At 61.0% G+C, this 23,039-nt stretch carries 15 protein-coding genes and 1 tRNA gene; 6 read left to right on the forward strand and 10 right to left on the reverse strand.

All coding sequences use genetic code 11. The annotated features are described in order from the left end of the window. Positions 1 to 9: 9 nt before the first annotated feature. The 10 genes from trsM to ACYQ4W_RS04830 form a co-directional block, all read right to left on the reverse strand. Positions 10 to 702, reverse strand: a complete 693-nt coding sequence (gene trsM, locus ACYQ4W_RS04785; protein ID WP_459853461.1) for a DVU_1556 family methyltransferase — start codon at positions 700 to 702, stop codon at positions 10 to 12. Next, positions 702 to 3,326, reverse strand: a complete 2,625-nt coding sequence (locus ACYQ4W_RS04790; protein WP_459853463.1) for a pyridine nucleotide-disulfide oxidoreductase/dicluster-binding protein — start codon at positions 3,324 to 3,326, stop codon at positions 702 to 704. Before ACYQ4W_RS04790 ends, trsM begins: the two co-directional genes overlap by 1 nt. Positions 3,327 to 3,356: 30 nt before the next feature. Beyond that, a complete protein-coding gene (locus ACYQ4W_RS04795) occupies positions 3,357 to 6,086 on the reverse strand; it encodes a molybdopterin-dependent aldehyde oxidoreductase (protein WP_459853466.1) in 2,730 nt (909 codons plus the stop codon). Positions 6,087 to 6,164: 78 nt separating this feature from the next. Further along, entirely contained in the window at positions 6,165 to 7,187 is a 1,023-nt protein-coding gene (locus ACYQ4W_RS04800) for a molybdopterin-binding protein (RefSeq protein WP_459854463.1), read from the reverse strand. A 663-nt stretch (positions 7,188 to 7,850) separates the two neighbouring features. Beyond that, a complete protein-coding gene (locus tag ACYQ4W_RS04805; protein WP_459853468.1) occupies positions 7,851 to 8,837 on the reverse strand; it encodes a formate dehydrogenase accessory protein FdhE in 987 nt (328 codons plus the stop codon). Between the two features lie 81 nt (positions 8,838 to 8,918). After that, complete coding sequence (locus tag ACYQ4W_RS04810) at positions 8,919 to 9,647, reverse strand: 4Fe-4S dicluster domain-containing protein (RefSeq protein ID WP_459853470.1); 729 nt, start codon at positions 9,645 to 9,647, stop codon at positions 8,919 to 8,921. A gap of 69 nt (positions 9,648 to 9,716) precedes the next feature. Then, positions 9,717 to 12,758 carry a formate dehydrogenase-N subunit alpha gene (gene fdnG, locus ACYQ4W_RS04815; RefSeq protein ID WP_459853473.1) on the reverse strand — a complete coding sequence of 1,014 codons (3,042 nt, stop codon included), beginning with the start codon at positions 12,756 to 12,758 and terminating at the stop codon, positions 9,717 to 9,719. 317 nt (positions 12,759 to 13,075) lie between these two features. Further along, positions 13,076 to 13,708, reverse strand: a complete 633-nt coding sequence (locus ACYQ4W_RS04820) for a histidine phosphatase family protein (RefSeq protein ID WP_459853476.1) — start codon at positions 13,706 to 13,708, stop codon at positions 13,076 to 13,078. A 201-nt stretch (positions 13,709 to 13,909) separates the two neighbouring features. Further along, positions 13,910 to 15,646, reverse strand: coding sequence for a discoidin domain-containing protein (locus tag ACYQ4W_RS04825; protein WP_459853478.1), 1,737 nt, complete (start codon positions 15,644 to 15,646; stop codon positions 13,910 to 13,912). Positions 15,647 to 16,910: 1,264 nt separating this feature from the next. Next, a tRNA-Pro gene (locus ACYQ4W_RS04830) sits at positions 16,911 to 16,987 on the reverse strand. A 204-nt stretch (positions 16,988 to 17,191) separates the two neighbouring features. On the opposite strand from ACYQ4W_RS04830, the gene ACYQ4W_RS04835 reads away from it, so the two are divergent. The 6 genes from ACYQ4W_RS04835 (at position 17,192) to ACYQ4W_RS04860 (ending at position 23,032) form a co-directional block, all read left to right on the forward strand. Beyond that, on the forward strand, positions 17,192 to 18,295 hold the full coding sequence (locus ACYQ4W_RS04835) for a protein-glutamate methylesterase/protein-glutamine glutaminase (protein ID WP_459853480.1): 1,104 nt from the start codon (positions 17,192 to 17,194) through the stop codon (positions 18,293 to 18,295). A gap of 73 nt (positions 18,296 to 18,368) precedes the next feature. Further along, positions 18,369 to 20,297 carry a HEAT repeat domain-containing protein gene (locus ACYQ4W_RS04840; RefSeq protein ID WP_459853482.1) on the forward strand — a complete coding sequence of 643 codons (1,929 nt, stop codon included), beginning with the start codon at positions 18,369 to 18,371 and terminating at the stop codon, positions 20,295 to 20,297. Then, positions 20,298 to 21,176: a CheR family methyltransferase gene (locus ACYQ4W_RS04845; protein WP_459853484.1), complete on the forward strand. Its 879-nt coding sequence runs from the start codon at positions 20,298 to 20,300 to the stop codon at positions 21,174 to 21,176. 45 nt (positions 21,177 to 21,221) lie between these two features. Then, positions 21,222 to 22,001 carry a ParA family protein gene (locus ACYQ4W_RS04850; protein WP_459853486.1) on the forward strand — a complete coding sequence of 260 codons (780 nt, stop codon included), beginning with the start codon at positions 21,222 to 21,224 and terminating at the stop codon, positions 21,999 to 22,001. Beyond that, positions 21,988 to 22,671 carry a chemotaxis protein CheW gene (locus ACYQ4W_RS04855; protein WP_459853488.1) on the forward strand — a complete coding sequence of 228 codons (684 nt, stop codon included), beginning with the start codon at positions 21,988 to 21,990 and terminating at the stop codon, positions 22,669 to 22,671. The genes ACYQ4W_RS04850 and ACYQ4W_RS04855 overlap by 14 nt, the downstream gene beginning before the upstream one ends. Beyond that, positions 22,664 to 23,032: a response regulator gene (locus tag ACYQ4W_RS04860; RefSeq protein ID WP_305574079.1), complete on the forward strand. Its 369-nt coding sequence runs from the start codon at positions 22,664 to 22,666 to the stop codon at positions 23,030 to 23,032. The genes ACYQ4W_RS04855 and ACYQ4W_RS04860 overlap by 8 nt, the downstream gene beginning before the upstream one ends. Positions 23,033 to 23,039: the final 7 nt, after the last annotated feature.

Here is a 23,039-nt window from a genome sequence, read left to right on the forward strand (position 1 = left end):
GCGTCTCCTTCAGTTGATGGTGGTGCGCGCCAGGCAGAGAAAATAGCCCGGCTTGCCGGCCTGGGAGCCGGAGCACGGGCAAAGCTCCGCAGGGGGCATGCCCGCGAAGATGAGCCGCCCGGCCAGTTCCGCCAAAAGTCGTGAATGGTCTTCAAACGCCTGCACGGCGAACCCGGCCCGGCACAGCAGCGCTTGCAGCGTGGCCAGGGGCAGCGCGCCGGAAACGCAGTCGCGCGGCGTGTCCTGCCTGTCTTTGCCGTTGCCCGCTCCGGCCGGTTCCCGCAGGTACAGGTCGCTCAGCACCAGCAGGCCTCCGGGCCGCAGCACGCGCGCGGCCTCGGCCAGCACGGCGCCTGCAAGGCCGGTGACGGAAAGCACGCACTCGCAAAACACCGCGTCAACGCTGCTGTCCGCAAGGGGCAGGGCCTCGGCCCGGCCCAGCAGGGGCACGACGCCGCAGGCGCAGGCCTGCGACAAAAGCACTTCAGAGGAATCGAGGGCCAGAACCCTATGCCCGCGCGCGGTCAGCAGCCGCGCCGTGGCGCCGCGTCCGCAGCCGATGTCGAGAACCAGGGCCATATGCGGCAAGCCGCTGAGGTCCAGCGCCCGTGCGGTGAGCGAAAGGCCGCCGGGACGCAGGGCCTCTCCCGCCACATGCTGAAAGAGCGCTCGGGCGAAGAGCGGTTTGTGCGTTTGCGGCATCACTTGTCCTCCAGAAGCTGCTCCACTTCGGCCATGCGTCCCAGGGCGAGATGCTCCGGCACCAAGGTCAGGCCACAGGACGGGCAGGTGAGCAGCGAAATGGTGAACACGCTGCCCAGGTAGCTCACCACCACCTGGTTGGCGGAAAGGGGCGCATCGCAGCCGGTGCAGCGCCACAAGCCGGATTCGGGCACATAGGTCTGGTCCACGCGGTTCGCCTTGGCGCTTGTCTCGGCCGGCGGCTGGTCCGCCCCGCCCGCGCCGGGCACGATCATGCGATGGCAATAGGCGCGGAGCAGGCGGTAGCCTGGACCATCCGGCGCAAACTCGGCCCAGAAGGTGACGCGCCGAGGCCGTGAGGAGGCCAGGATCCTGCCGCTTTCGTCATCGCGCAGGCAGCGGCCCGCGGAAAGCGCCTCGCCTATGGCCTGGCGCACGTCCGAGACGAGGATGCGGCGCTGGTCCAGCTGTTCGCGCACTTCTGGACTGATGAAGAGTTGCAGGGCTTGCGCGGGTGCGGGCGCTTCCTCGTGCCAGATGTTGCGCAGCAGCCGGATCTTGAGCGCCGCTCTGGCCTCCTGCCTGTCCGAGTAGCCTGGGCCGGGCTGCCCGGCCGGGTCGCAGTCCTGGCAGGGAAACACGAGGTCGAGCAGATGCAGGCAGCGCTTGCCCGACGCAAAGAGCCTGTCGCGGCACATGGCGCAGGCGGCGACATAGTCGCGCTTGCTCTCGCCGGCGCGCCGCGCGCTCACCCGCTTGGCCAGGTCCGGGTCCACCTGGGCCATGAGCCCGCCGAAGCCACAGCATTCGGTCATTTCGCCGGCGAACGGCAGCTCCTTGAAGGGCACGCCGAGTCTGTTCAAGATCGAACGCACCGCCGCGCGGAAGTCCGGGTCGTCGCGGGAGGTGCAGGGGTCGTGCACGGCCAAGGACGGGCGCGGCAAAAGCCCGATGCCGGGCAGCGGCAGCGCATCCAGCGTGCGCCACAGCGACACGGCTGTCAGGTCCGGCGTGGCCTCGCGCATTACCGGGTGCCGGAACACGTTCAGGCAGCTGGAGCAGGCGGCGATGACCTTGGGCTGGCCGAGGGCTTGCCACTGCGCGACGAAGTCTTCCACGGCCTTGCGGAACAGCGCTTGCTCTCCCGCCCAGTGCGCGGGGATGCCGCAGCAGCCGAGCATGAGGCCCACGCCGCCGGTCAGGTGCTGGCGGAGAAAGCCGTATGTGGACTCCACATGGTGCGGAAGCGAGGCCGCCAACTGGCAGCCGGGGAAGAAAACATAGGCCGCGCCGCCAGTGGCCGGGTCGGGTTTGGCAAGGCTGAAGTCCGGGCCGTTGGCGTCCGCCATCTCCTCCAGGGCGAACTCATGGGCCGAGGGCGGCATGACCCCGCGCGCGGTCATGTCCTGCCGGGCGGTGAGGCACAGCTCGGCCATGCTGAAGCCCTCCGGGCAGACGCGCTCGCACAGGCCGCACAGGCTGCACGAGTTGATGAGCTTGTTCGCCAGGTGCTGGCCCCGCACGATGGCGGCGTTGTTGTAAATCTGCCGGGCGTAAACCTTGGGATAGGCCTTGTGCATCTCCAGATAGTCGCACACGCGCACGCACTCCATGCACTGGCATTGCAGACAACGCGCGGCCTCTGCCCTTGTCTCGGCATCGGCGTATTCCCCGGAGGCGGGAGCGATGCGGGAGGCCGGGGCCACGCCTTCCAGGCTGGTGTAAAGCCGTGTGGTGGAGACGCCTTCGCGCTCGCGCGAGGCCGTGAGGGAGGCGCCGGACAAGTGCCGGTCGATGGACGAGGCGGCGCGGCGTCCGTCCGCCGCGGCGGTTATGGCGCTGAAGCCGCCTGCGCTCGATGCGTCCTGCCAGTCGCCCAGGAAAAGCCCGGGCGCGGGTCCGGCCAGGGTCGTGGCGTCCACCGCTTCTCGCGCGGGGAATTCGGCAGTGGGCTCGCAGCCCCATTCCAGAAACACGGCGCGGCCCTCGGCCAAGGCCTGCTCCAGCAGCGCGCGCGGCTGGTCCGGGCGCTCGTCCACAACAAGCCCGAGAGATTTGAGGGTGGCGAGTTCGCGCGGCAGCGCGTCAGCCGGGAGCACATCGGCAGGCAGGGAGGCGAGGGCGCCGCCAAGGGGCTGGCCCAGCGTGCGCAGGGTGACGCCGTAGCCTTTTTTCAGCAGATCCCAGGCGCAGGTGAGGGCGGCCGGGCCGCAGCCCAAAAGGAGCGCCTCGCCCTTCTTGCCCGGCAGGCGCATGGGCTTCATGCCCGGCTTGCCGTGGGTGATGGCGTAACGCTCCATCCGGCCGATGGCGATGGCGTCGCCGGCTTCGCGGCGCTTGCAGAGCGCCTCGCAGGGGGCCTCGCAGATGCGGCCCAGCACACCGGGCAGGGGCAGGGTGCGCTCCAGAACCTTGCGCGCGCCGTCGGCGTCGCCCTTGGCGAGCAGGGCGAGGAAGGCGCGGCCGTCCACGTGCAGCGGGCAGGCGGCCTGGCAGAAGGGCTGTTCTTCCTGAATGCACTTGCCTTCCCACTGGCGCAGAGTCTGCTGGTCCATGCTCCCTCCGATCTTGCGAAAAGTTTGGGGCGGACATGGAAGGGTCCCACGTCCGCCCCTCAGGGTCAATGGTTCAATCTCTGCGGTGCCGCTTTGAGGCTAATGTCCCTTGGCCTTCAAGCCCGCAAGGACCTTTTCCGGCAGGGCCGGAATGTGCGTGATGCGCACGCCGCAAGCGTCATAGATGGCGTTGATGATCGCCGCATGGGGAGCCGCCAGGGGCATTTCGCCCACGCCGGATGCGCCGAAGGGGCCGTCCGGGCGCGGGGACTCCACATAGATGATCTCCATGTCGTCGGGAATGTCCTTGATGTACGGCACGCCTGCGCCAGCGAGGGTGGAGTGCTTCTTCAGATCCTCGTAGTCCTCGGAGAGGGCGAGGCCGACGCCCTGGGCCAAGCCGCCCCAGATCTGGCCGTCGGTGACGAGCTTGTTGTTCACCATGCCGATGTCGGCCACGATGGTGATGCGCTCGACCGTGGTTGCGCCCGTGGGCACGTCCACCGCGACCTCCATGAGGTACACGCCGTACATGTAGCAGCAGAAGGGATTGCCCTGGCCGTTGGCATCGCATTCCTTGCACGGGGCCGTCCACTTGCCGCGCACCTTGGTCTCGATCTTGGCGTCGACCATTTCCTGATAGGTGCGGAAGCTGCCGTCGGGCTTCTTCATGGCCGCCAGCAGGTTCTCACAAGCCACCTTGGTGGCCTGGCCGGTAACGACCTGCGAACGGCTGCCGCCGGCCGGGCCGGAGTTGGGGGCCAGGCTGGTGTCGTTCATGACCAGACGGATTCTGTCCGGGGCGATCTTGAGGGGCCTGAGCGCCTCGTGGGCAGTGCCCAGGGTGCCCGCGTCCGCGCCCTGGCCGTGGTCTTCCCAGCAGTTGTAGATGGTCACGGTGCCGTCGGGCATCAGCTCGGCGTCGGCCTCGGAGGAGTCCGGGCCGTCGAGGCCGGAGGCATACACGCCGACAGCCACGCCAACGCCGCGCTTGGTGGCGGCGGTGGATTCCGCCTTGGCGCGCTTCTTGGCCGCCTCGTACTTGGGCCGCAGCAGATCGATCATGTGCGGCAGGCTGTAAACCTCCGGGTCCTGGCCGGTGGGCGTGGTGGAACCCTTGCGGTAGACGTTCTTGTAGCGCAGCTCTAAGGGATCCATGCCGAGCTTTTCGGCCAGTTCGTCCATGAGCACTTCAGACGGGAACTCGATTTCCGGCGCGCCATAGCCGCGGAAGGCCGAACCCCAGGCGTGGTTGGTGCACACGGTGCGTCCTTCGCCGCGGATGCTCGGGATGTCGTACCCGGCGCCCGCGAACTGCGCGCCGCGCAGGGTGAGCAGGTCGCCGAACTCGGAGTAGGGGCCGTGGTCGCAGGACCAGTCGCTCTCCATGGCCAGCAGCTTGCCGCTCTTGTCCGCCGCGTACTTGAGGGTGGTCCAGAAGGGCGAGCGCTTGCCGGTGTAGTTCTGCTGCTGCTGGTAGTTGTAGCGCAGATGCACGGGGCGTCCCGTGGCCAGGGCGGCCACGCCCACAAGGGCTTCCATGGTGGGGCTGAACTTGTAGCCGAAGGTGCCGCCGGTGGGGTTCTGCACCAGCACCAGCTTTTCCGGTTCAACGCCCAGGCCCGGGGCGATCATGTACAGGTGCAGGTGCAGGCCGATGGACTTGGAGTGGATGATGAGCTTTCCTTCCTCGTCCATGTAGGCGAAGCCGACGTCCGGCTCGATGGGCAGATGCGGCTGGCGGGAGGTGTAGAAGTCGTCCTCCACGGTGACCACGTCGGCGCGGGCGAAGATGGGCGCGGTGTCCTCGCCCTTGGCGACCTTCTGCTCATAGTAGACGTTGGGCGTGCCCGGATGGATCTCGATGGCGTCTTCGGCCATGGCCGCAGGCGCGCTCATGTAGGCGGGCAGCTCTTCCAGGTCCACCTTCACCTTGGCCGCGGCGGCGCGGGCGTTCTTTTCAGAATCAGCGCAGACGATGGCGATGGCGTCGCCGAACTGGAAGATCTTCTCATCCGCCAGGATGGGACGGTCCCAGCCGTCGCCCTTGTTGGTGGGGAAGGTGATGAGGCCGCTGATGCGGTTCTTGCCCTTCACGTCCTTGTGGGTGAGCACGCTGTGCACGCCCGGCATCTTGAGGGCCTCGGTGGCGTCGATGCCCTTCAGGTTGGCGTGGGAGACCTGCGCCTGGACAAGGGCCAAGTGCAGGGTGCTGGCGGGCATCTTGTTGGCCATGTCCGCGCCGAAGTCCCAGGTGCCGGTGACCTTGGCCAGGGCGCTGGGGCGCGGGTAGCTGGTGCCCCAAATGCGGCCGTCGGGCGGGAGCTTGAAGAGCAGGTCCTCGGCCTTGATCTCGCCGCGCAGAATCCTGGCGGCGTCCATGACGGCGTCGGTGAGGGGCTTGTAGCCCGTGCAGCGGCAGACGTTTCTGTGCTTTTGGAACCAGTCGCGCACTTCCTCGCGCGTGGGCTTCTGGTTGGCGTCCAGCAGGGCCTTGGCCGAAACGATGAAGCCCGGCGAGCAGAAGCCGCACTGGGCCGCGCCGTGGACCATCCACGCCACCTGAATGGCGTGCAGGGAATCCTTGGAGCCTATGCCTTCAATGGTCGTCACGCAGGCGCCATCGGGCACGCGCTTCATCTTGGTAATGCACGAGCGGACCACCTTGCCGTCCAGTATGACGCTGCATGCGCCGCACTGGCCCTGGCCGCACCCGACCTTGACGCCCGTGAGCATCAATTGGTTGCGGAGCACATCAGCCAGGGTGTCTTCAGGATCCACCACGAGGGGCCGGGGTATCCCGTTGACGTTGAGCACCATCTTGAGCATGACCATCCTCCTTGCCTTTTGGCGTTTTATCGACGCTATAATGGCTTGGGCGGCAGTTCTGACCCGCCAAGGGCCAGTCTATGCCCCCTTGCCGAATGGGCAGATGGGGAATCGACACTCGGTGCATGCGGAGCAGTATCCGCCATGGCCCAGGGCCGCAATGTCGGCGCGTGTGAGGCGGTCTCCGGCCAGAAGCCGGGGCACCACCAGGTCGAAGATGCTTGATTTGTAGTACATGACGCAGCCTGGCAGCCCCAGAATGGGCACCTGGCCGATGTAGCCGAGGAGGAACATGGCTCCGGGCAGAACCGGCGCGCCATAGCAGACGATGTCCGCCCCGGCGTCGCGGATGGCCGCGGGCGTGCGGTCGTCCGGGTCGACGGACATGCCGCCGGTGACCACGAGGAAGTCCGCGCCGAAGGCCAGCAAAGCCTCAATGGCCTTGACCGTCATCTCCGCATCGTCGGAGACGAGAAGCTGGCTGACGACATCGCTGCCGAACTGGCTGAACTTGCGGCGAACCACGGGGCCGAAGCCGTCTTTGATGCGGCCCTTGAAGACCTCGCTGCCGGTGGTGACCATGCCCACCTTGAAGGCCTTGAAGGGCCGAACCTCGATGAGCGGGCGGCCCGCGCAGGCGTCCTCCGCCCGGCGGATCTTGGCTTCCTCGACAACGAGTGGGGTGATGTGCACGCCGGCCACGTTTTGCCCCGCGCGCACCTGCTGGTTCGAATGCAAAGTCGCCATGACGAGGTCGTCCATGCCGTTCAGCTCGCGCAGGCGCACGGGGTCGACCTTGAGCAGGCCGTCGCGGCTGGCGGTGAGGGTGACTTTGCCCTCGCCCGGCTTGCCCAGGCTTATGCCCTTTCCCGCCACGGCCCGGGCAACGCGCATGGCCGCGTCTTCCTCATGCACCAGGCCATCGGCCAGGTCGAAAACGTAGAGATGCTCCTTGCCAACGGTGAGCAGGCTCTCCACGTCCTCGGGCTGTACGATGTGCCCTTTGCGGAACAAGGCCTTTTTGCATTGGCCCGGGATAATTTGGGTGATGTCGTGACAAAGCACGGTGCCGATGGCGTCGTGAACCGACAGTTCGCGCATGTGAGTCGTGCAGCCCATAATCAAGCCCTCTTGCCGCTGGTCGAGGGAGCGGCCGGTCCATCTGGGTGACGAAAACTGTGAGCGTGAACAGAACCATTTTGCTAGCACTGATTGTGTCAAAACAGACACAGCAAGTCAAACTATGCGCGTTATAAAAATGAGGATAACGAGATAAAAATTGAGGTGTGGCTTTTGTTTAAATCGCTTGGAGGGGGAGGAGGGGGCTCTGAGGGGCGGTGTGAGGAGTGCAAATGTCGCGCACACGACAGATGTGCGCAGCAATGAGAAAGACACTGCGAGCTCGCAAGTGCCGTCAATGGATTGGGTGCAATGGCGCTACGGTCGGCTGGGCTTGCCCATTGCAACCGGCTGGGCCGCCGGTGAGAGTTCGACGAACTCCATGCCGCTGCAGGCCGCAATGCGCGTTGCCAAACACTGCACATCTCCCAGGCCGCAAAAGGGAAGGCTGGGCACGCAGGTGGATGAGGACGCGGTCTGTTTTGTCGTCTCTGCGGTGGCGCGAGCTGTGGCGGTCATGACGGGCCCCTTGGGTTGGTGTTTGCTATGCCCTGTTTGGCATAACAAAGGGCCTGCGTCAAGAGCTGCGCCGGGTGCGGACCATTGCTCGTCAAGGAATCCGCACCCGGTGAGAAACTTGTTTCGTTATGACAAGGTGTTCCAGGGAGAGGGGGCGATGGGGCTGAAGCCGCGCTCTTGAGCCAGAATGTCCAGGTGCAGCAGACTGGCGGGCAGCATCTCCAGGTTCACGCGGTCCACGCGGTCCACCAGGTTCACGGTGAGCACATAGCTGCGGCAGTTCTGGCACAGGTGCGCGCGTTCGATCTCGCCGCGCGTGTCGCCCTCGGCCATGAGCAGTTCGGTGCGGTCCGGATCCTCGCAGCCGCAGCCCACGCAGCGCATCCTCGGGTAGCGCCACAAGGCGCTGCATTGGCCGCAGTGCAGCCACAGCTGGCCCGCCTTGGCGATAAGAAATTCCGAGTCCTCCTTGCCCTCCTTCAATATGCCCACGTCCGGCCCGCCTCCGCACACGGGGCAGTAACCGCGGCGCCAAGCCTCTTGGTCGACGATGTCTTCCAGAAGGGCGGCCTCGTGCCCGAGAACGGCGAGGAACGTTTCCGTGGCGCACATGTGCAGGGCCGGGGCCGAAAGCCCAAGGCGCTTGGCGATGTCCTCGATGGTCTGCGGGCGTGCGGCGTTCTCGGCATCCGGTCCGATTGCCGCAAGCAGCTGAGCCGCGAGGTCCGCGCCCTGGTCCGCCTCTTTGCCCGGCTTGTCCAGCAGCACGGCGATCTTGGCCATGTCCTTGGCGAGGCTAGGAAACGCCTGGGCCGCGGCAGGCAGCATGATGCGCGAAGCCGAGAGGAAGCGTGTCAGCAGTTCTGACTGCGGCTTTGCCAGCGTGTCGAAGAGCCGCGCAAGCAGGGGCAGACCTTGGGCCAGGGCGCTGGAGGAAACCGTGCCGCCGATGATGGACGTTTCCGGCAGGGCGGCGCTGACCGCCTGGCGGGCGCGCAGCAGAGTGGCGAAGGCTGTGGTGATGTCGGCCATGGCCGGGCGACGGGCGTTGATCTCCGCAAGGGCCGCATCCACGCCGCACAGCCGCTCCTGGTCCTGCAAGGTCTTGCGCATGAAACCTCCTGTGCTGTCGAAATAGGGCACGGGCCGTCTTGCCTTTCGGCAACACGGCCCGTGTTGCGTCTGCGTTTGCAGCTAGCCGAGCAGCGGTCTGAGGGGCTTGGCCAGCTTGGCCAGGAACTCCTGGCGGTTCATTCCGGGCGCCTTGGGGCTCGCCTCGGCGAATTCATGATACAGCTTGCGGTCCTCGGTGACCAGGAAGATCACGCTGACCTCCTCGGCGTCGAGCAACTGGGCCTTGGGGTAGGTCTTCTGGACCTTTGCCAGGCGTTCCGCCCCAAGCTTGAGCATGGCCTCGCGCTCGCCGAAGTTCATGCAGCCGGTGCAGCAGGTCTTGACGCAGGCCGGGACCATGCCCGCCTGCACGCGGTCGATGCACATGTTGCACTTGGTCAGTCCGCCGGCCTTCGGGTCCCAGCGGGGAATGTTGTACGGGCACATGGTGCGCACGTCCTCGGCCTGCTGGGGCGTGAACTTCTTGGTCAGGTCCGTGTACAGCACGGCACCGGTGGCCTCGTCCTTGATGATGGCGCCTTCGAGAATGGCGTCCGCGCCGGCCTTGCAGCCGGGTTCGGCGCAGTGGCGGCACTGTTCCGGAAAGAACAGCCACTCCACGCGGTCCTTCATCTTATATTCCTTGAACCGGATCAGCTTGAAGTTGTACGGCCCAAGATCGGGCGGGTTCTGGTGCGTGCCGGTCTGCTTCGTATGCACGGCTGGAAAGTCTTTCCACTCCTTGCAGGCGATCTGGCAGCCTCGGCAGGCTGTGCAGCGCGATGTGTCTATCAGAAACGCTTTGGGCATGGCGCATCTCCCTTGTGCGCCCGCCCGGCGGAAGCCCCCTTGTGCCGAGGGCCTCCGCCGGGCCGGCGGTTATCTCTCAAGCTCCGTGACCTTGACGGCCTTGCGGATGTTCACCAACGACGCCTTGTACTCCGGAATGTAGGTGTTGGGGTCGCCTACGGTGGGAGTGAGCCGGTTGGTGGAATCGCCCACGCCGGGTGTCGTCCACCCGAAGGCGAAGGGCATGCCGATGAGGTGCACGGTTTTGCCCATGACCTTGAAGGGCACGATGCGCACAGTGACCATGGCCACCGCCTGCACCTTGCCGCGGATGCTTTCCACCTCGACCACATCGCCGTTTTTGATGCCCTTGGCCTTGGCCAGCTCATGGCTCATTTCCACATAGAGCTGGGGTTCGGCCTCAAGCAGCACCTTGGTGTTGCGCGAGTCCGACCCGCCGCACCAGTGCTCGGTGAGGCTGTAGGTGGTGAGGACGATGGGGAAGCGCGGGTCGGCGTGTTTCGCCAGCACGTCCATGTCGCTGGTTATCCAGCGGATGGCCGGGTTGCTCATCTGCTTGGAGAACGGGTTCTTGGCCAGCGGGGTCTCGGCCGGTTCGTAGTGCTCGGGGAAGGGCCCGTCCACGCGGCCGGGGCCGAAGAGCTGGCCCAGACCCTCCGTGTGCATGATGAACGGGTACTTGCCGCCCTTTTGCGCCATGGGAGGTCCGCCGCCGTCCACAACATCGCCCACCCAGTTCGTGCCGTCCCACAAAACGACGGGCAGATTCGGGTTGAAGGGCTTGCCGCTGGGGTCGACGCTGGCGCGGTTGTAGATGATGCGGCGGTTGACCGGCCAGGCGAAGGAGAAGTTCGGGTACAGCCCGAGCTTGGCCTGCATCGCCGTCTGGGTGTGGTCGCGCCGCTTGCTCAGGTTCTTGCCCACTTCCGGGAAGCTGCCGGTGTAGATCCAGCACAGGCTGTTGGTGCTGCCGTCGTCGGTCAGGAAGGCGAAGCTGGGCACCTGATCGCCCTTTTTGAACTTCTTGCCGTTCACTTCGCAGTCGCGGGTGAACCAGCCGTTGACCTTCATGGCGGTCTTCTCGGCGTCGTAGGCGCGGTCCAGGTCAAGGTTCAGGATGGGCTCGGTGAAGACGCCGCCCTCCTTCTTATACAGATCGCGCACGGCCTGGAAGATATCCACTTCGATGGCGCCCATGCTCTTGCTCTGGCCCATGGGTTCGATGCCCTTGTAGTGCCACATCTGCCAACGGCCGGAGTTGGACGTGGTGCCGTCCTTTTCGCCGCGGTGGCAGCAGGGCAGCAGGAACATCTCCGTCTTGACCTTCTTGGGATCGACGCCGGGGCCGCGCCAGAAGTCCGTGGTCTCGGTCAGGTGCACTTCGCCCATGACGAGCCAGTCGAGGTTCTGCAGGCTCTTTCTGATCTTGTGGCTGTTCGGCATGCTCTGGGCCGGGTTGTGGCCTAAGATGAAGCCGCCCTTTATCTGACCCTTGTAGATGCGGTCGAACATGAACATGCTGGCGTACTGCTCGCCGGGCTCAACCTTGGGCGTCCAGCCGTAGCCGAAGTCGTTGTCCTTGGTGGCCGCCTCGCCGAACCAGCCCTTGAAGAGGCTGACGGCGTATTTGGGCTGGTTGGCCTTCCAGTTGATGCTCATGGGATCGGCCGTTTTCGGCGCGATGGACTTGTTGTACTCGGCCAGGGTGGGCTGGGTGGCCAGGGGCGCGGGCAGGTAGCCGGGCAGAATGTCCCAGAGCACCGCGTGGTCGGTGCTGCCCTGGACGTTGGGCTCGCCGCGCAGGGCGTTGATGCCGCCGCCCGCCACGCCGATGTTGCCCAAAAGCAGCTGGATCATGCAGGCGAGGCGGATGTTCTGCACGCCAACCGTGTGCTGGGTCCAGCCCAGGGCGTACATCATGGTGCCGGCCTTGTCCGGCTTGCCCGTGGCGCCGAAGGTGTCATAGACCATGAGCAGGTTCTTTTTGCTCACGCCCGTCACCTGGCTCACCAGGTCGATGGTATAGCGGTCGTAGTGTTTCTTCAAAAGCTGGAACACGCAACGGGGATCCTGCAGGGTCTTGTCCCGCTTGGAAACGCCGTTTTCATCGCGGGCGAAGTCCCACTTCTTGCGGTCGTACACGTGCTTTTCCGCGTCGAAGCCGCTGAATAGGCCGTCCTTGAAGCTGTAGTCCGGTCCAAGGATGAAGCTCGCGTTGGTGTATTCGGTGACGTATTCCTTCTGGAACAGGTTTTTTTCCAGAATGTAGCGGAGCATGCCGCCCAAGAAGGCGATGTCCGTGCCGCTGCGCAGGGGCACGTGATAGTCGCTGCGCGCGGAAGTGCGCGAGAACTTGGGGTCGACGTGGATGACCTTCGCCCCCTGGTCCTTTGCGCGCAGCACCCACTTGAAGGAGATGGGGTGATGCTCGGCAGCGTTGCTGCCCATGATGAGAATCGCGTTAGAGTTCTTGATGTCAATCCAATGCTGGGTCATCGCGCCGCGTCCGAACGACTCTGCCAGAGCCGGAACAGTGGGGCTGTGTCAGACCCTTGCCTGATGGTCTATCTGGTAGACCCCCATGCTTCTGAGCATTTGGACCGTGACGGCGCATTCCTCGTTGTCCATGAGGGCGCTGCCGAGGTGGAACACCGTGTCGAGCCGGTTGACGGCCTGGCCTTTGTCGTTCTTGGCCTTGAAGTCACGGTCGCGGGTGTCCTTCATGCGGCGGGCAATGGTGCCGAGCATGAAGTCCCAGTCCTTCTCGACCCATTCGGTCGCGCCGGGAGCGCGGTACAACGGCTTCACGATGCGGTGCTCGTTGATGTGCAGCGCGCGGAAGGCCGCACCCTTGGCGCACAGGGAGCCCTCGCTCACCGGGTAGTCGGGGTCGCCCTCGGAGCTGATGAACTTGCCGTCCTTGACGAACATGATGATGTTGCAACCGCAGGAGCAGTAGGGGCAGATGGAGACGACCTCTTTGGCCCCGGCGGTCTTGAGGCTGGTCGAGTATGCCAAGGCGGGCTTAACGTCCAAACCCAGCTTGGATAACCCGAAGCAGGCTGTGCCCGCCCCAAGAAGTTTAATGAACCCTCGACGCGAAATGTTCATGAATCCTCCTTTGTCGCTTGCCATCGACGAACCCGGCCGCAAGCTGCTCCGCAATCTGTCGACTATGAATACCATCTTTGGCTTATTTTAAAATATAGGTCAAATTTATTTCAACGAGTTGCTATGTTATGAATAACATAGGAACCCTTAGCGATAAGCCGCCGGGCGATCCATCAAAGAGTTATTGAGCAAGTAGCATAGTAAAATCAGCGGGTAATGTGGCTGGTGGAGCAGGGGGAGCGCAATGGGGCACGTTCGTTGTCAAGGGTATGCGCAAGCGTCGTTTTGTTGGTCAAGACAACCGGCGTGGAAGCGCCCTACGCGCACGGCAGCGCGGGGTGGGCTGCGGCTGCTTGCGGAGGCAGGTTCAAAGCCCGTAGCACAGGCTCCTTGCCCTGCGTGAATTCGAGGATGTTCATGGCGGCATAGTCCTGCCCGAGGCTGAAGAGCCTTGCCAGCGGGATGCCGAGCATGCGGCAGATGAGCGCGCGATTGATGCCCGCGTGGGCCACCACGAGCATTGTTCCTTCCGCTTGGGAGAGTATCGCCTCCAGAGCTGCCCAGGCTCGTTGCTGTGCCGTGACGAAGCTTTCGCCACCTGTCGGCGCTGTGCCGGCCAAATCTGCGCCCCTGCGCTCGTAATCACCAGGGAAGCGCTGGCGCACTTCCTCCACGCTCAAACCTTCCCACGCGCCGAGGCTGATTTCGCGCAGGGCGTCAACGGGCGTTGCGGCAAGCCCCCGGGGTTCGAGAATCAAGCGGGCCGTTTTGCGGCAGCGGCCAAGGCTGGAGCACCAGGCGCCGGCAAGAGGCGTTCGGGTCAGCACGTCTTGCCAGCGCAGAGCCTGCTCAAGGCCCGGCTGCGTCAGGGGCAGATCCCTTTGCCCCACGAACCTGCGCGGGCTTTCCTGGGCGATTTCTCCGTGGCGGAGCAGAAGCACAATGGCCATGCGGTTGGTCCTTTGCCTGTGAGTACTGTGAGATGCAACTCGATCTCAACTTGTGAACAGTTTAGGGCGATGTTGGCGAGATGTCGAGCTTTAAGGCTGTGTGTCCCTGCCTCTGTGAATCCGTGCCATGTGCGCCGCGATGGTCGCTGTTTTTTTAAAGCAATTTGTTGATTGGTAATACGGTGTAAGACAAGTGCTGCATTACTCGACACTGGTAGAAGGCCAGATTCGTATCCCGCGAAGTGTGAGGAGATTTTGATCGCCGCAGTTGGAATATATTACAACTCGAAGGACTCTTGCATCAACAGCGTTCGGCAGCTTTTCCTCGTGCCAGCCATCGACACTGTCAGACGCACAGATATTGCTGTAGTTCCCGGAATTTGTCCATTTTATGCCGTCTGCGCTGGTCTCTATCTTGACATGCTTCGGCATGCGCTCCAAAAATCTGTCTTGTGGCAGAAAATCGACGCGTTCAATGTGCTTGTTCTTTTTGAAATCAATCGTCACCGCTTGCGGGTATGATTGTTTCTCTTGTGAATGCCATCCCGGTTCTGTTGATGCCAATAAGCCGTCTCCATTGAAATCCTTTAATATTGATGTAACGGATATGGCTGGAGGCTCAACGACATTGATAACTGGAGTAACTGGATTGTCTGTCAATGCAGACAGGTTTATCAAATACGGTTGAACCGGACATGTTAATGGCTTTGCACCATCAGAATATCCGATAATGACATTATGCGGATTTTTAAGCATTGTGCTGACACACAGATTGGTATTGGAACCGCAATCAATTTGATTGAATTCACGTTTATCTATGTGTTCTCGTATCACTGCGTTGATCATCCAAGGGATTGAGACCGTATTTTTTGAAGAAGCAAAAATGGCATTGTCGTTGCCATATTTATCGCAAATCTCACCGGCGACCCCTGTTGGTCTGCATGTGCTTGGCTGAATAACCAGAATATACCTGTTTGTAAGCCATTGCTTGTCCTGAGCCCACTCTTTCAGTTTTATTCTAAGACTCTCTATTTCTGAACGAGTTGTAACGACCTCTAGAAATGAATTCTTGTTTTGCACAACAGATATTGGCAGCAAAATAACGAATAAGACGAGTAAGTGTGACTGAAAAGAGGAATGCTTGAAAAGTGTTTCTGCGATTTTTGCGCTTACCCAGACAATTGCAAAGCTTAGAAATAAGTAGACAGGTATAAGATGACGTGTCCTTAGGCTGTCCATATTGCTGAAAATCCAAGGTGAAATTGATGCCAATATAACGCAGAAGCTAACAGCGAATACGATCGCTGCATCCATTAAAATGCGAAATATCCTTTTCTTTATTGCGTCTTGGCTTGAACAGAAGATTCCGGAAGTTATGCTGAATGCGGCAAGAATGACAACAGTCCACCCTTTTCCTGTTGCGAAATTGAGGGGAGGCATTGCAAAGCAATATAATGCGACTTGCTTGGTTCTGCGAAAAATGACTTCAGGCGTCAATTGAATATCAACATCATAAAGACCAAGGCTTTGCAGCGTGCCTTTAAACATTGTCATGATGTAAATGATGAATCTTACAATACCATAATAAAGGCATGACAATATGAAGAAAAATAGCAACCCAACTGCAAGTTTTTGTATTCTTGTGATTATCGTAGAATCATTATCAGTAGAAAAGCTAAATATCAAAAGTGGTAAGATGATAAATGAATATGATGGATATATCATGTTGGCTACAATAAAAAATGCGGATGATGCTAATATATGATAATGTTTCTGCCTGTTGAGTGTGATCCATTTGACATAATGTCTGTACGAAGCCGTCGAGAGAAGGATTGAGAGCAATACCATAAAAGCAGTCAAACCTTGAAAGTACATGAAAGAATATCCAGGAGTCATGACGAATACAGCGCCTGCAATCGACGCAATCTGGACATTCATGTTGTAGCTTTGGAATGTCATTGCTAAATATAGGATTGTTACAAGAACAGCCGCAAGCGAGATTGGTCTTAGGACTTTAAAATCTGAAATTGTTGAAACGTAAGTGTGTTCTAGGCATTCTGTTAACCAGACAAAAGGCCGTCCCGTTTGCGTATAGTAGCTCGATATTGTTGAATAGCAAGCTTTGCATCGGCTAAGCGGGGTCTGTACCTCTCCGGAGTAACGGAATGCTCTCCATTGGTCTTGCGTGACATAATCGAATTGAAGTGTCGGTAGATATGCGAACACAACAAAACTTAACGATATCAGTATGGCGCATTTTGTGTAAGCATCTTGGTCTTGCCAATAATTTTTAAACAAATATTGCATAACCACTAACTCATTCTCCAGCGCGATAATGTCTTCTACGCCTGTACGAACAGTATCTTGGCGTGTTGTTTTTATTCCTTGTCACTCTTACGATTCAGACTTAGCAATCGCTTTTTTAAATTATGTTACGCTATTTATCTTTTCGGGCATCTTGTTGTGCACATGCATGCTTGGCTCATACGCAGAGTACTAATATTTATTGATATTTTAACTATATGCGTATGCGTAGTACAGGAAATATTGATTTCGATGCATCATGGATTTTTGTAAGGATCGGGATTGTGTTTTAGGGTTACCATCGCGTTTGGCGTTTTTTGCGGTTTCCCAACGCTGAACTCCTTTCAAATACCAACGCAGGTGCCGCTGTACCGCTGGCGCTCATGCCGTGGATCATTTGTCGCTATGCCACGCATTTATGTTCAAAGTCTTATATAGCAATGCTAGCATATATAAATCTGCAGTTCAACGGATTGGTGGCATGGTTTTGGGTTATCCCCCGGCGTCATTTTCAGGATGGGGAGCCGTTTTGTCCCGGGGTGTGAGCTCGTTGTGGTGCCCCGAGGGGCGATCTCCTGACAGCTTCCGTTGTGCTTTCCGACGCATTACTCACGCCATGAACCGCGTTGTTTTCACCGGATACCGAGTGTGGACCAAGGGATGTCGACAGCGTCTCATATGGCCGATGCACACAGCCACGGTCCGCTGATGTCCTAGCAGAGTGCCCGGGGGGCACTATTTATGTCGATGGTTCACACTGGCTGGTTTGGCGGGTTTTACGGGGCGCTGCCGGTGCGGGCTGGAGTGATGAACGCCGCATCTGCAAAGCCGGGGGCGGGGAGTTCGAGCGCAGCAAAAAAGCCCCTTACGACGCATGATCGTAAGGGGCTTGCTTTTGTGGTCGGGATGACTGGATTTGAACCAGCGGTCTCCGCGTCCCGAACGCGGCGCTCTACCAGGCTGAGCCACATCCCGTTGTTGAGACGTCGGCTTTTAGCTGAATCAAATTCAAAAGGCAAGTGCTTGAACAGCCTCGGGCACATATTTACGCAATTCTTTGCAAAGTGTCTCTGTTGGACAATTTCAAGAATTTATGAGAGCGTTACGTAGCATTTGGGGCGGGGTATGTAGTACCCATTTTTTAGGGCAACCCCGCCCTGCCATTCAAAGGAGCACTTCGTGATCAAGGTTGTTGTCGTCGACGATTCGGCGTTCATGCGCAAGGCCATCAGCACCATGCTGGCCAAGGACCCGGAAATCGACGTTGTGGCCACGGCCCGTGATGGCGAGGAAGGGCTTGAGCTCATTCGCAAGCACAACCCGGACGTCGTCACCCTGGATATAGAGATGCCGCGCATGGACGGCCTGACCTGCCTGCGCCACATTATGATGGAGATGCCCCGTCCCGTGCTCATGGTCAGCTCGCTGACCAACGAGGGCGCGGAAGCGACCCTGAAGGCCCTGGACCTCGGCGCCGTGGACTTCATCCCCAAGCAGCTTTCCAAGGTTTCGCTCGACATCGTCAAGATCGAGGAGAGCCTCATCTCCAAGGTCAAGATTGTGGCCGCGCGCAGAATGATGCACTCCCGGCCGCGCACCGGCGGGATCATCGCCCGCACTCCCGCGCCAGCGCCCGCCAGCGCGCCGGCGGCCACGGCCGCCAGGACTCCCAGGCCGTCGGGGCCGGCCACGCTGCCCAGCGGCTCCGCCAAGCGCGACGTTGTCGTCATCGGCGTTTCCACCGGCGGCCCTCCGGCTGTGCAAAAGGTGCTTTCGGCCTTGCCCGCCAACTTTCCCGCCAGCATCGTCATTGCGCAGCACATGCCCGCGGCCTTCACGGGTCCCTTTGCCAAGCGTTTGGACGGCCTGTGCCAAATCTCCGTCAAAGAAGCGGAGGCCGGCGACCGTCTGAAACCCGGCTGCGCCTTCATCGCCCCGGGCGGCAAGCACCTCCTGCTCAAGCAGATGGTGAGCCGCGTGGATCTGGAGATCACCACCGAACCCGCCAGCGCCTTGTACAAACCCTCGGCGAACGTGCTCATCGGCAGCGCCGCCGATGCCGTCGGCCGCCGCGCCCTCGGCGTCATCCTTACCGGCATGGGCAACGACGGCATGGAGGGAATCCGCGCCCTTAAAGTCAAAGGTGGCCGCGCCTTGGCCCAAAGCGACGCCACGTGCGTGGTCTATGGGATGCCAAAGGCAATCGTTGATGCTGGACTTTCGGATGAAATTGTTGATATTGATGACATGGCCCAAGCCATCATGAATAACTTGTACTTGTAGGCTGCGCGGGCGATTCGATTTCAATTTCCGCCGCATCCACTGGTGGGACTAGACCCTGGAGGGGTTCAAGCAGATGACTGACTGCAAAGAAATCCTGGCGATGCTGAAAAGTGCCGAAACGGACGTGCTGCGCGAGGGGGCCTACCTGGCCGGCGAGGAACACTGCGAAGACGCGGTGCCTCTGTTGGTCGAGATGCTCAAAAGCAGCAACATCGGCGTCCAGGAATCGTCCGACAACGCCCTGCGCAAGATCGGCGGCAAGGAGGTCGTCAGCGGCGTCATCCCGCTGCTGCGCTCCGACGACGCGCCTGTGCGCAACGGCGCCATGGACATCCTGCGGGCGCTCGGCAGCCAGGAGCTGCAATCCATCATTCCGCTTCTGAAGGAAGAAGACGTGGACATCCGCATCTTCGCCACGGACATTCTGGGCTCCGCCGGCAACATCATGGCCGTTGCGCCCCTGTGCGAGGCCCTGCTGAAGGACCCCGAGGTCAACGTGCGCTATCAGGCCGCCGTCAGCCTGGGCGACCTGGGCCTGCCCGAGGCCGCGAAGTGCCTGAACCAGGCCATGCGCGACGAGGAGTGGGTCCAGTACTCCGTCATCGAGGCCCTGGCGAAGATTCGCCACGCCAGTTCCATCGACGCCATGGTCAAGGCCATGAGCCACTCCTCCGAGCTTGTCGTCTCCATGATCATCGACGCCCTGGGCGACATGGGCAACGTCAAAGCTGTGTCGCTGTTGCTTGGCCGCATGGAGTCGTCGCCCACCGCGCTGCGCAACAAGATCGTCAAGGCCATCGTCAAGATTCTGGGCGCCAAGCTCGTGAACCTGCTGCCCAAGGACGCGCGCGCCAACTTCCGCGAATACCTTCTCGTGGCCCTGGAGGACGAAGAGACCGAAGTGCAGGACGCCGCCATCACCGGGCTCGCGGTCATGGGCGGCGACGACGCCGCGGCCGGCGTTTTCGCCATCGCCGCCAAGCTTGACCCCGACCAGGACCAGGATCGCCTGGACCACATCCTGGACAGTCTGGCCCAGATGGGTGTCACCGCGGTGCTGAAGAACGCCTTGCGCAGCGAGGACACCGCATCGGCGCTGCTGGCTGTAGAGGTTCTGGGGCGCATCTCCTCGCCGGAAGTCGAGAGCGTGCTCGTCAACTCCTTCTGGCAGAACTCCATCACCGTGCAGCGGGCCACGGTCGCCATTTTGGCGCGCATTGCGGAAAAGGGCAGCGTCGACTTCTTCATGGACCTTCTGGCCAAGCACAACGACGGCAAGGTGCTCAAGTCCGCGGCCAGCTTCCTGGGCCAGAAGCTGCGCTACGCCCCGGCATCGGACATTCTTTTCGATCTGCTGGACCATCAGTACGACGACGTGAAGGAGGCCGGCCTTGAGGCCTGTGTCGCCATCGGCGGCGAGGACATGCAGGAACGCTTCCGCGTGCTCTTCAACGGCAATGATCCGATCAAGCGGCTCATGTCCGTGTACGCCCTTGGGAAAATCGACGCGGCCGCCAATCTGGACCTGCTCAAGATCGCCCTTGAGGACGAAAACCCGGACATCCGCAAGCACGCGCTGCAGGCTGTGGCCACCCAGTGCTACGAGAGCAACGTCTTCGTGGAGCTGCTGGCGCCACGCTTGATGGACGAGAACCGCGACGTGCGGCAGACCGTGGTCGAGATCATGGGCCAGTGCTTCTCTCCCGACATCGTTCCCCACCTGCGCCATGCCCTGAGCGACGAGGACGACTGGGTCAAGGTCCGCGCCCTTGAGGTCATCGGCCAGCACAAGATCGCAGAGGCCATTCCGGACATTGTGGCCCACCTTGAGAATCCCAACAAGCTGGTGGCCATCCGGGCCATCGAATGTCTTGGAAGCATTGGCGGCACCGCGGCCTTCCAGGCGCTTCTGTCCATCTCCGGCGGCGAGGACTACGAACTGATGGAGGCGGCGGAATCGGCCATAGCCAGGATCCAGGACGAACAGGAAAGGGATATCTAAATGGTTGCGCTTTTTTCAACCACAGGGGCCACCGGCGCGGAACTCAAAATCAGCGATGCCGAGTTCGTCCAGCTGCGCGACTTCATCTACGTGCAGTGCGGCATATACGTTGCCGACAACCGCAAGTATCTGCTGGAGAACCGCCTGGCCAACAGGCTGAAGCTCCTGAACCTCAAGAACTTTGGCGAGTACTACCACTATCTGCAGTACGACACCAACAAGAAGACCGAGCTCTCCAAGCTCTTTGAGGTCATTACCACCAATGAGACCAGCTTTTACCGCAACCCGCCGCAGCTCAAGGTGTTCCAAGAGAACATCCTGACCGAGGTCATCGCCGAGCAGAAGAAGAAGGGCGAGAAGAAGTTGCGCATCTGGTCCGCCGGCTGCTCCACGGGCGAGGAACCCTACACCTTGGCCATCATCATCGCCGAGGTGCTCAAGGGCGAGCTGGCCGGCTGGGACGTGCGCATCACCGCGAGCGACCTTTCCGAGCGCGTGCTCGAAGCCGCGCGCAAGGGCCTGTACAACGAGTATACCCTGCGCACCACGCCCAAGGAAATCGTAACACGCTATTTTGAGAAGGACGGCGAGAACTTCCGCGTCAAGCAGGAGCTCAAGCGCCTCATCTCCTTCGGGCAGCTGAACCTTTCCGACCGCGCGGCCTTGAAGCGCGTGGAGCGTTCGCAGCTGGTGTTCTGCCGCAACGTCATCATCTACTTCGATGACGAAATGAAGAAGAAGGTCATCGGCGCGTTTTACGACAACCTCCTGCCCGGGGGCTATCTGCTCATCGGGCACTCGGAGTCGTTGCACAACATCACGCGCTCCTTCAAGCCCATCCATTATCCCGGGGCCATCATGTACAAGAAGGAGGCCTGATGCGCGCGCGCGCCGGTGCCTTCGGCCAGATCGACGGGTGATTTTTTGAGCGCCAGGGTCATTGCCATAGCGAACCAGAAGGGCGGGGTGGGCAAGACCACCACCACGTTGAATCTGGCTGCTGCCCTGGCCCTGCTCAAGCAGCGGGTGCTTGTCATGGACCTGGACCCGCACGCCAACGCCTCGGTGCATCTCTCGTTTTTCCCAGAGACGCTCGAAGCCACGGCATACGATCTTTTCCAAGCAGAGACGGCGGACAGAACGCTTTTCACGCGCACGCTCAAGACGGGCCTCTCCGGCGGCTTCGACTTCGTGCCCGGGCACATACGGCTCTCGGAGCTCGAGGTGGACCTGAAGGAGCGTGTGAACAAGGGGCTCATCCTGTCCGAAACGCTGGCCCTGGTGCGCGAGGACTACGACTACATGCTGGTGGACTGCCCGCCGCACGTGGGCATTTTGCTGGTGAACGCCATCGTGGCCTCGGACATGGTGCTCATTCCGATCCAGACGGATTTTCTCGCGCTGTACGGAATCAGGCTCCTGTTCGACACCATCCGGCTGCTGAACCGGGTTCTGCCAAAACCGGTGCGCTACATGGCCCTGGCCACCATGTTCGACCAGCGCACGGCGGCTTGCCGGAGAATATTGCGCCTCATGCGCGACAAGCTCGGCGAGAAGGTCTTTCAGACGGTGATTCATTTCGACACCAAGTTTCGGGAGTCGAGCGCAGGCGGCAGGGTTATTTTTGAGGTCGATCCCAAGACCCGCGGGTCATTGGAATACATGCAGCTGGCAAAAGAGATACGAGCGAATGAAAACGCCTGAACAATATTTTGTCGATGACGTGCAACTGCCCGACGTGACGGATGCGGGCCGGGCGCTCACCGGCGCGGAAACGGCCTTTCTGGACAAGTACCTCGGCGTTGAGCGCGAAAAGGTGCTGGCCGAGGCCAAGCGGCTTGATCCGCGCGGCGAAGACGTCGTGGCCGGCATCTCGGCGCCTGGCGTGGCGGATTCCGGCGTGGAGCATTCCGACGAGATGATGCGCAACCAGGCGGAGATCCGGCTGGTGAGCTTTTCTCTGCTCGGACGCGAATTCGCGTTGCCCATCACGGTCATCCAGGAGGTCATCCGTTTCGTCAAACCGACGAAGCTGCCCACCGCGCCGGCCAGCATAGCCGGCATCATCAACCTGCGCGGCCGCGTGACGCCGCTGGTGAGCCTGCGGCTTTTGCTGGGCATACCAGGCGAGCAGGAAGACCGGTTCATCGTCGTCTGCCGGCATCGCGGGCTGCAAATCGGCCTGATGATCGGCGCGGTTTCCACCATGTACAAGGCCAGCGGCGACGATCTTGAATGGAACGTGGAGGGCAACGTCGGCGTCCACACGCACCTGCTCATGGGCCTCTACAAATCCGGCGAGAAACTCATCAGCATCCTGTCCATCGACAACCTGGTCCAGGTCGTGCTGCAAGGGGGAAGGACACATGCCTAAACATATTCTGATTGTGGACGATTCTAAGACTGTAAGGAATCTCGTCGCCTTCATCATGAAGAAGGAAGGCTTCAAGGTCACCACGGCGGAAGACGGGCTGGACGGCCTGGAAAAGCTGTACGCCGCGGAGCAGGTGGACCTCATCGTGAGCGACGTGAACATGCCGCGCATGGACGGATTCACGTTTATCAAGAACGTCCGCGAACAGGAGGCGTACCGGGATATTCCGATCATCGTCCTGTCCACGGAAGGCCAAGACAAGGACATTGAAACCGGATTGACGCTGGGGGCCAACCTGTACATGGTCAAGCCCGCGCAGCCGGAGAAGATGGTCCGCAACGTGAAAATGCTTTTGGGTTGATTCTGCT

This window comes from Humidesulfovibrio idahonensis (assembly GCF_054657715.1).

Coding starts and splice junctions, on each gene's coding strand:
- ACYQ4W_RS04855 (WP_459853488.1), top strand. CDS start 21,988: ATGAAAACGCCTGAACAATATTTTGTCGATGACGTGCAACTGCCCGAC.
- ACYQ4W_RS04860 (WP_305574079.1), top strand. CDS start 22,664: ATGCCTAAACATATTCTGATTGTGGACGATTCTAAGACTGTAAGGAAT.
- ACYQ4W_RS04820 (WP_459853476.1), bottom strand. CDS start 13,708: ATGGCCATTGTGCTTCTGCTCCGCCACGGAGAAATCGCCCAGGAAAGC.
- ACYQ4W_RS04795 (WP_459853466.1), bottom strand. CDS start 6,086: ATGCTCAAGATGGTGCTCAACGTCAACGGGATACCCCGGCCCCTCGTG.
- ACYQ4W_RS04810 (WP_459853470.1), bottom strand. CDS start 9,647: ATGCCCAAAGCGTTTCTGATAGACACATCGCGCTGCACAGCCTGCCGA.
- ACYQ4W_RS04805 (WP_459853468.1), bottom strand. CDS start 8,837: ATGCGCAAGACCTTGCAGGACCAGGAGCGGCTGTGCGGCGTGGATGCG.
- ACYQ4W_RS04845 (WP_459853484.1), top strand. CDS start 20,298: ATGGTTGCGCTTTTTTCAACCACAGGGGCCACCGGCGCGGAACTCAAA.
- ACYQ4W_RS04840 (WP_459853482.1), top strand. CDS start 18,369: ATGACTGACTGCAAAGAAATCCTGGCGATGCTGAAAAGTGCCGAAACG.
- ACYQ4W_RS04800 (WP_459854463.1), bottom strand. CDS start 7,187: ATGCGCGAACTGTCGGTTCACGACGCCATCGGCACCGTGCTTTGTCAC.
- ACYQ4W_RS04825 (WP_459853478.1), bottom strand. CDS start 15,646: ATGAATGTCCAGATTGCGTCGATTGCAGGCGCTGTATTCGTCATGACT.
- trsM (WP_459853461.1), bottom strand. CDS start 702: ATGCCGCAAACGCACAAACCGCTCTTCGCCCGAGCGCTCTTTCAGCAT.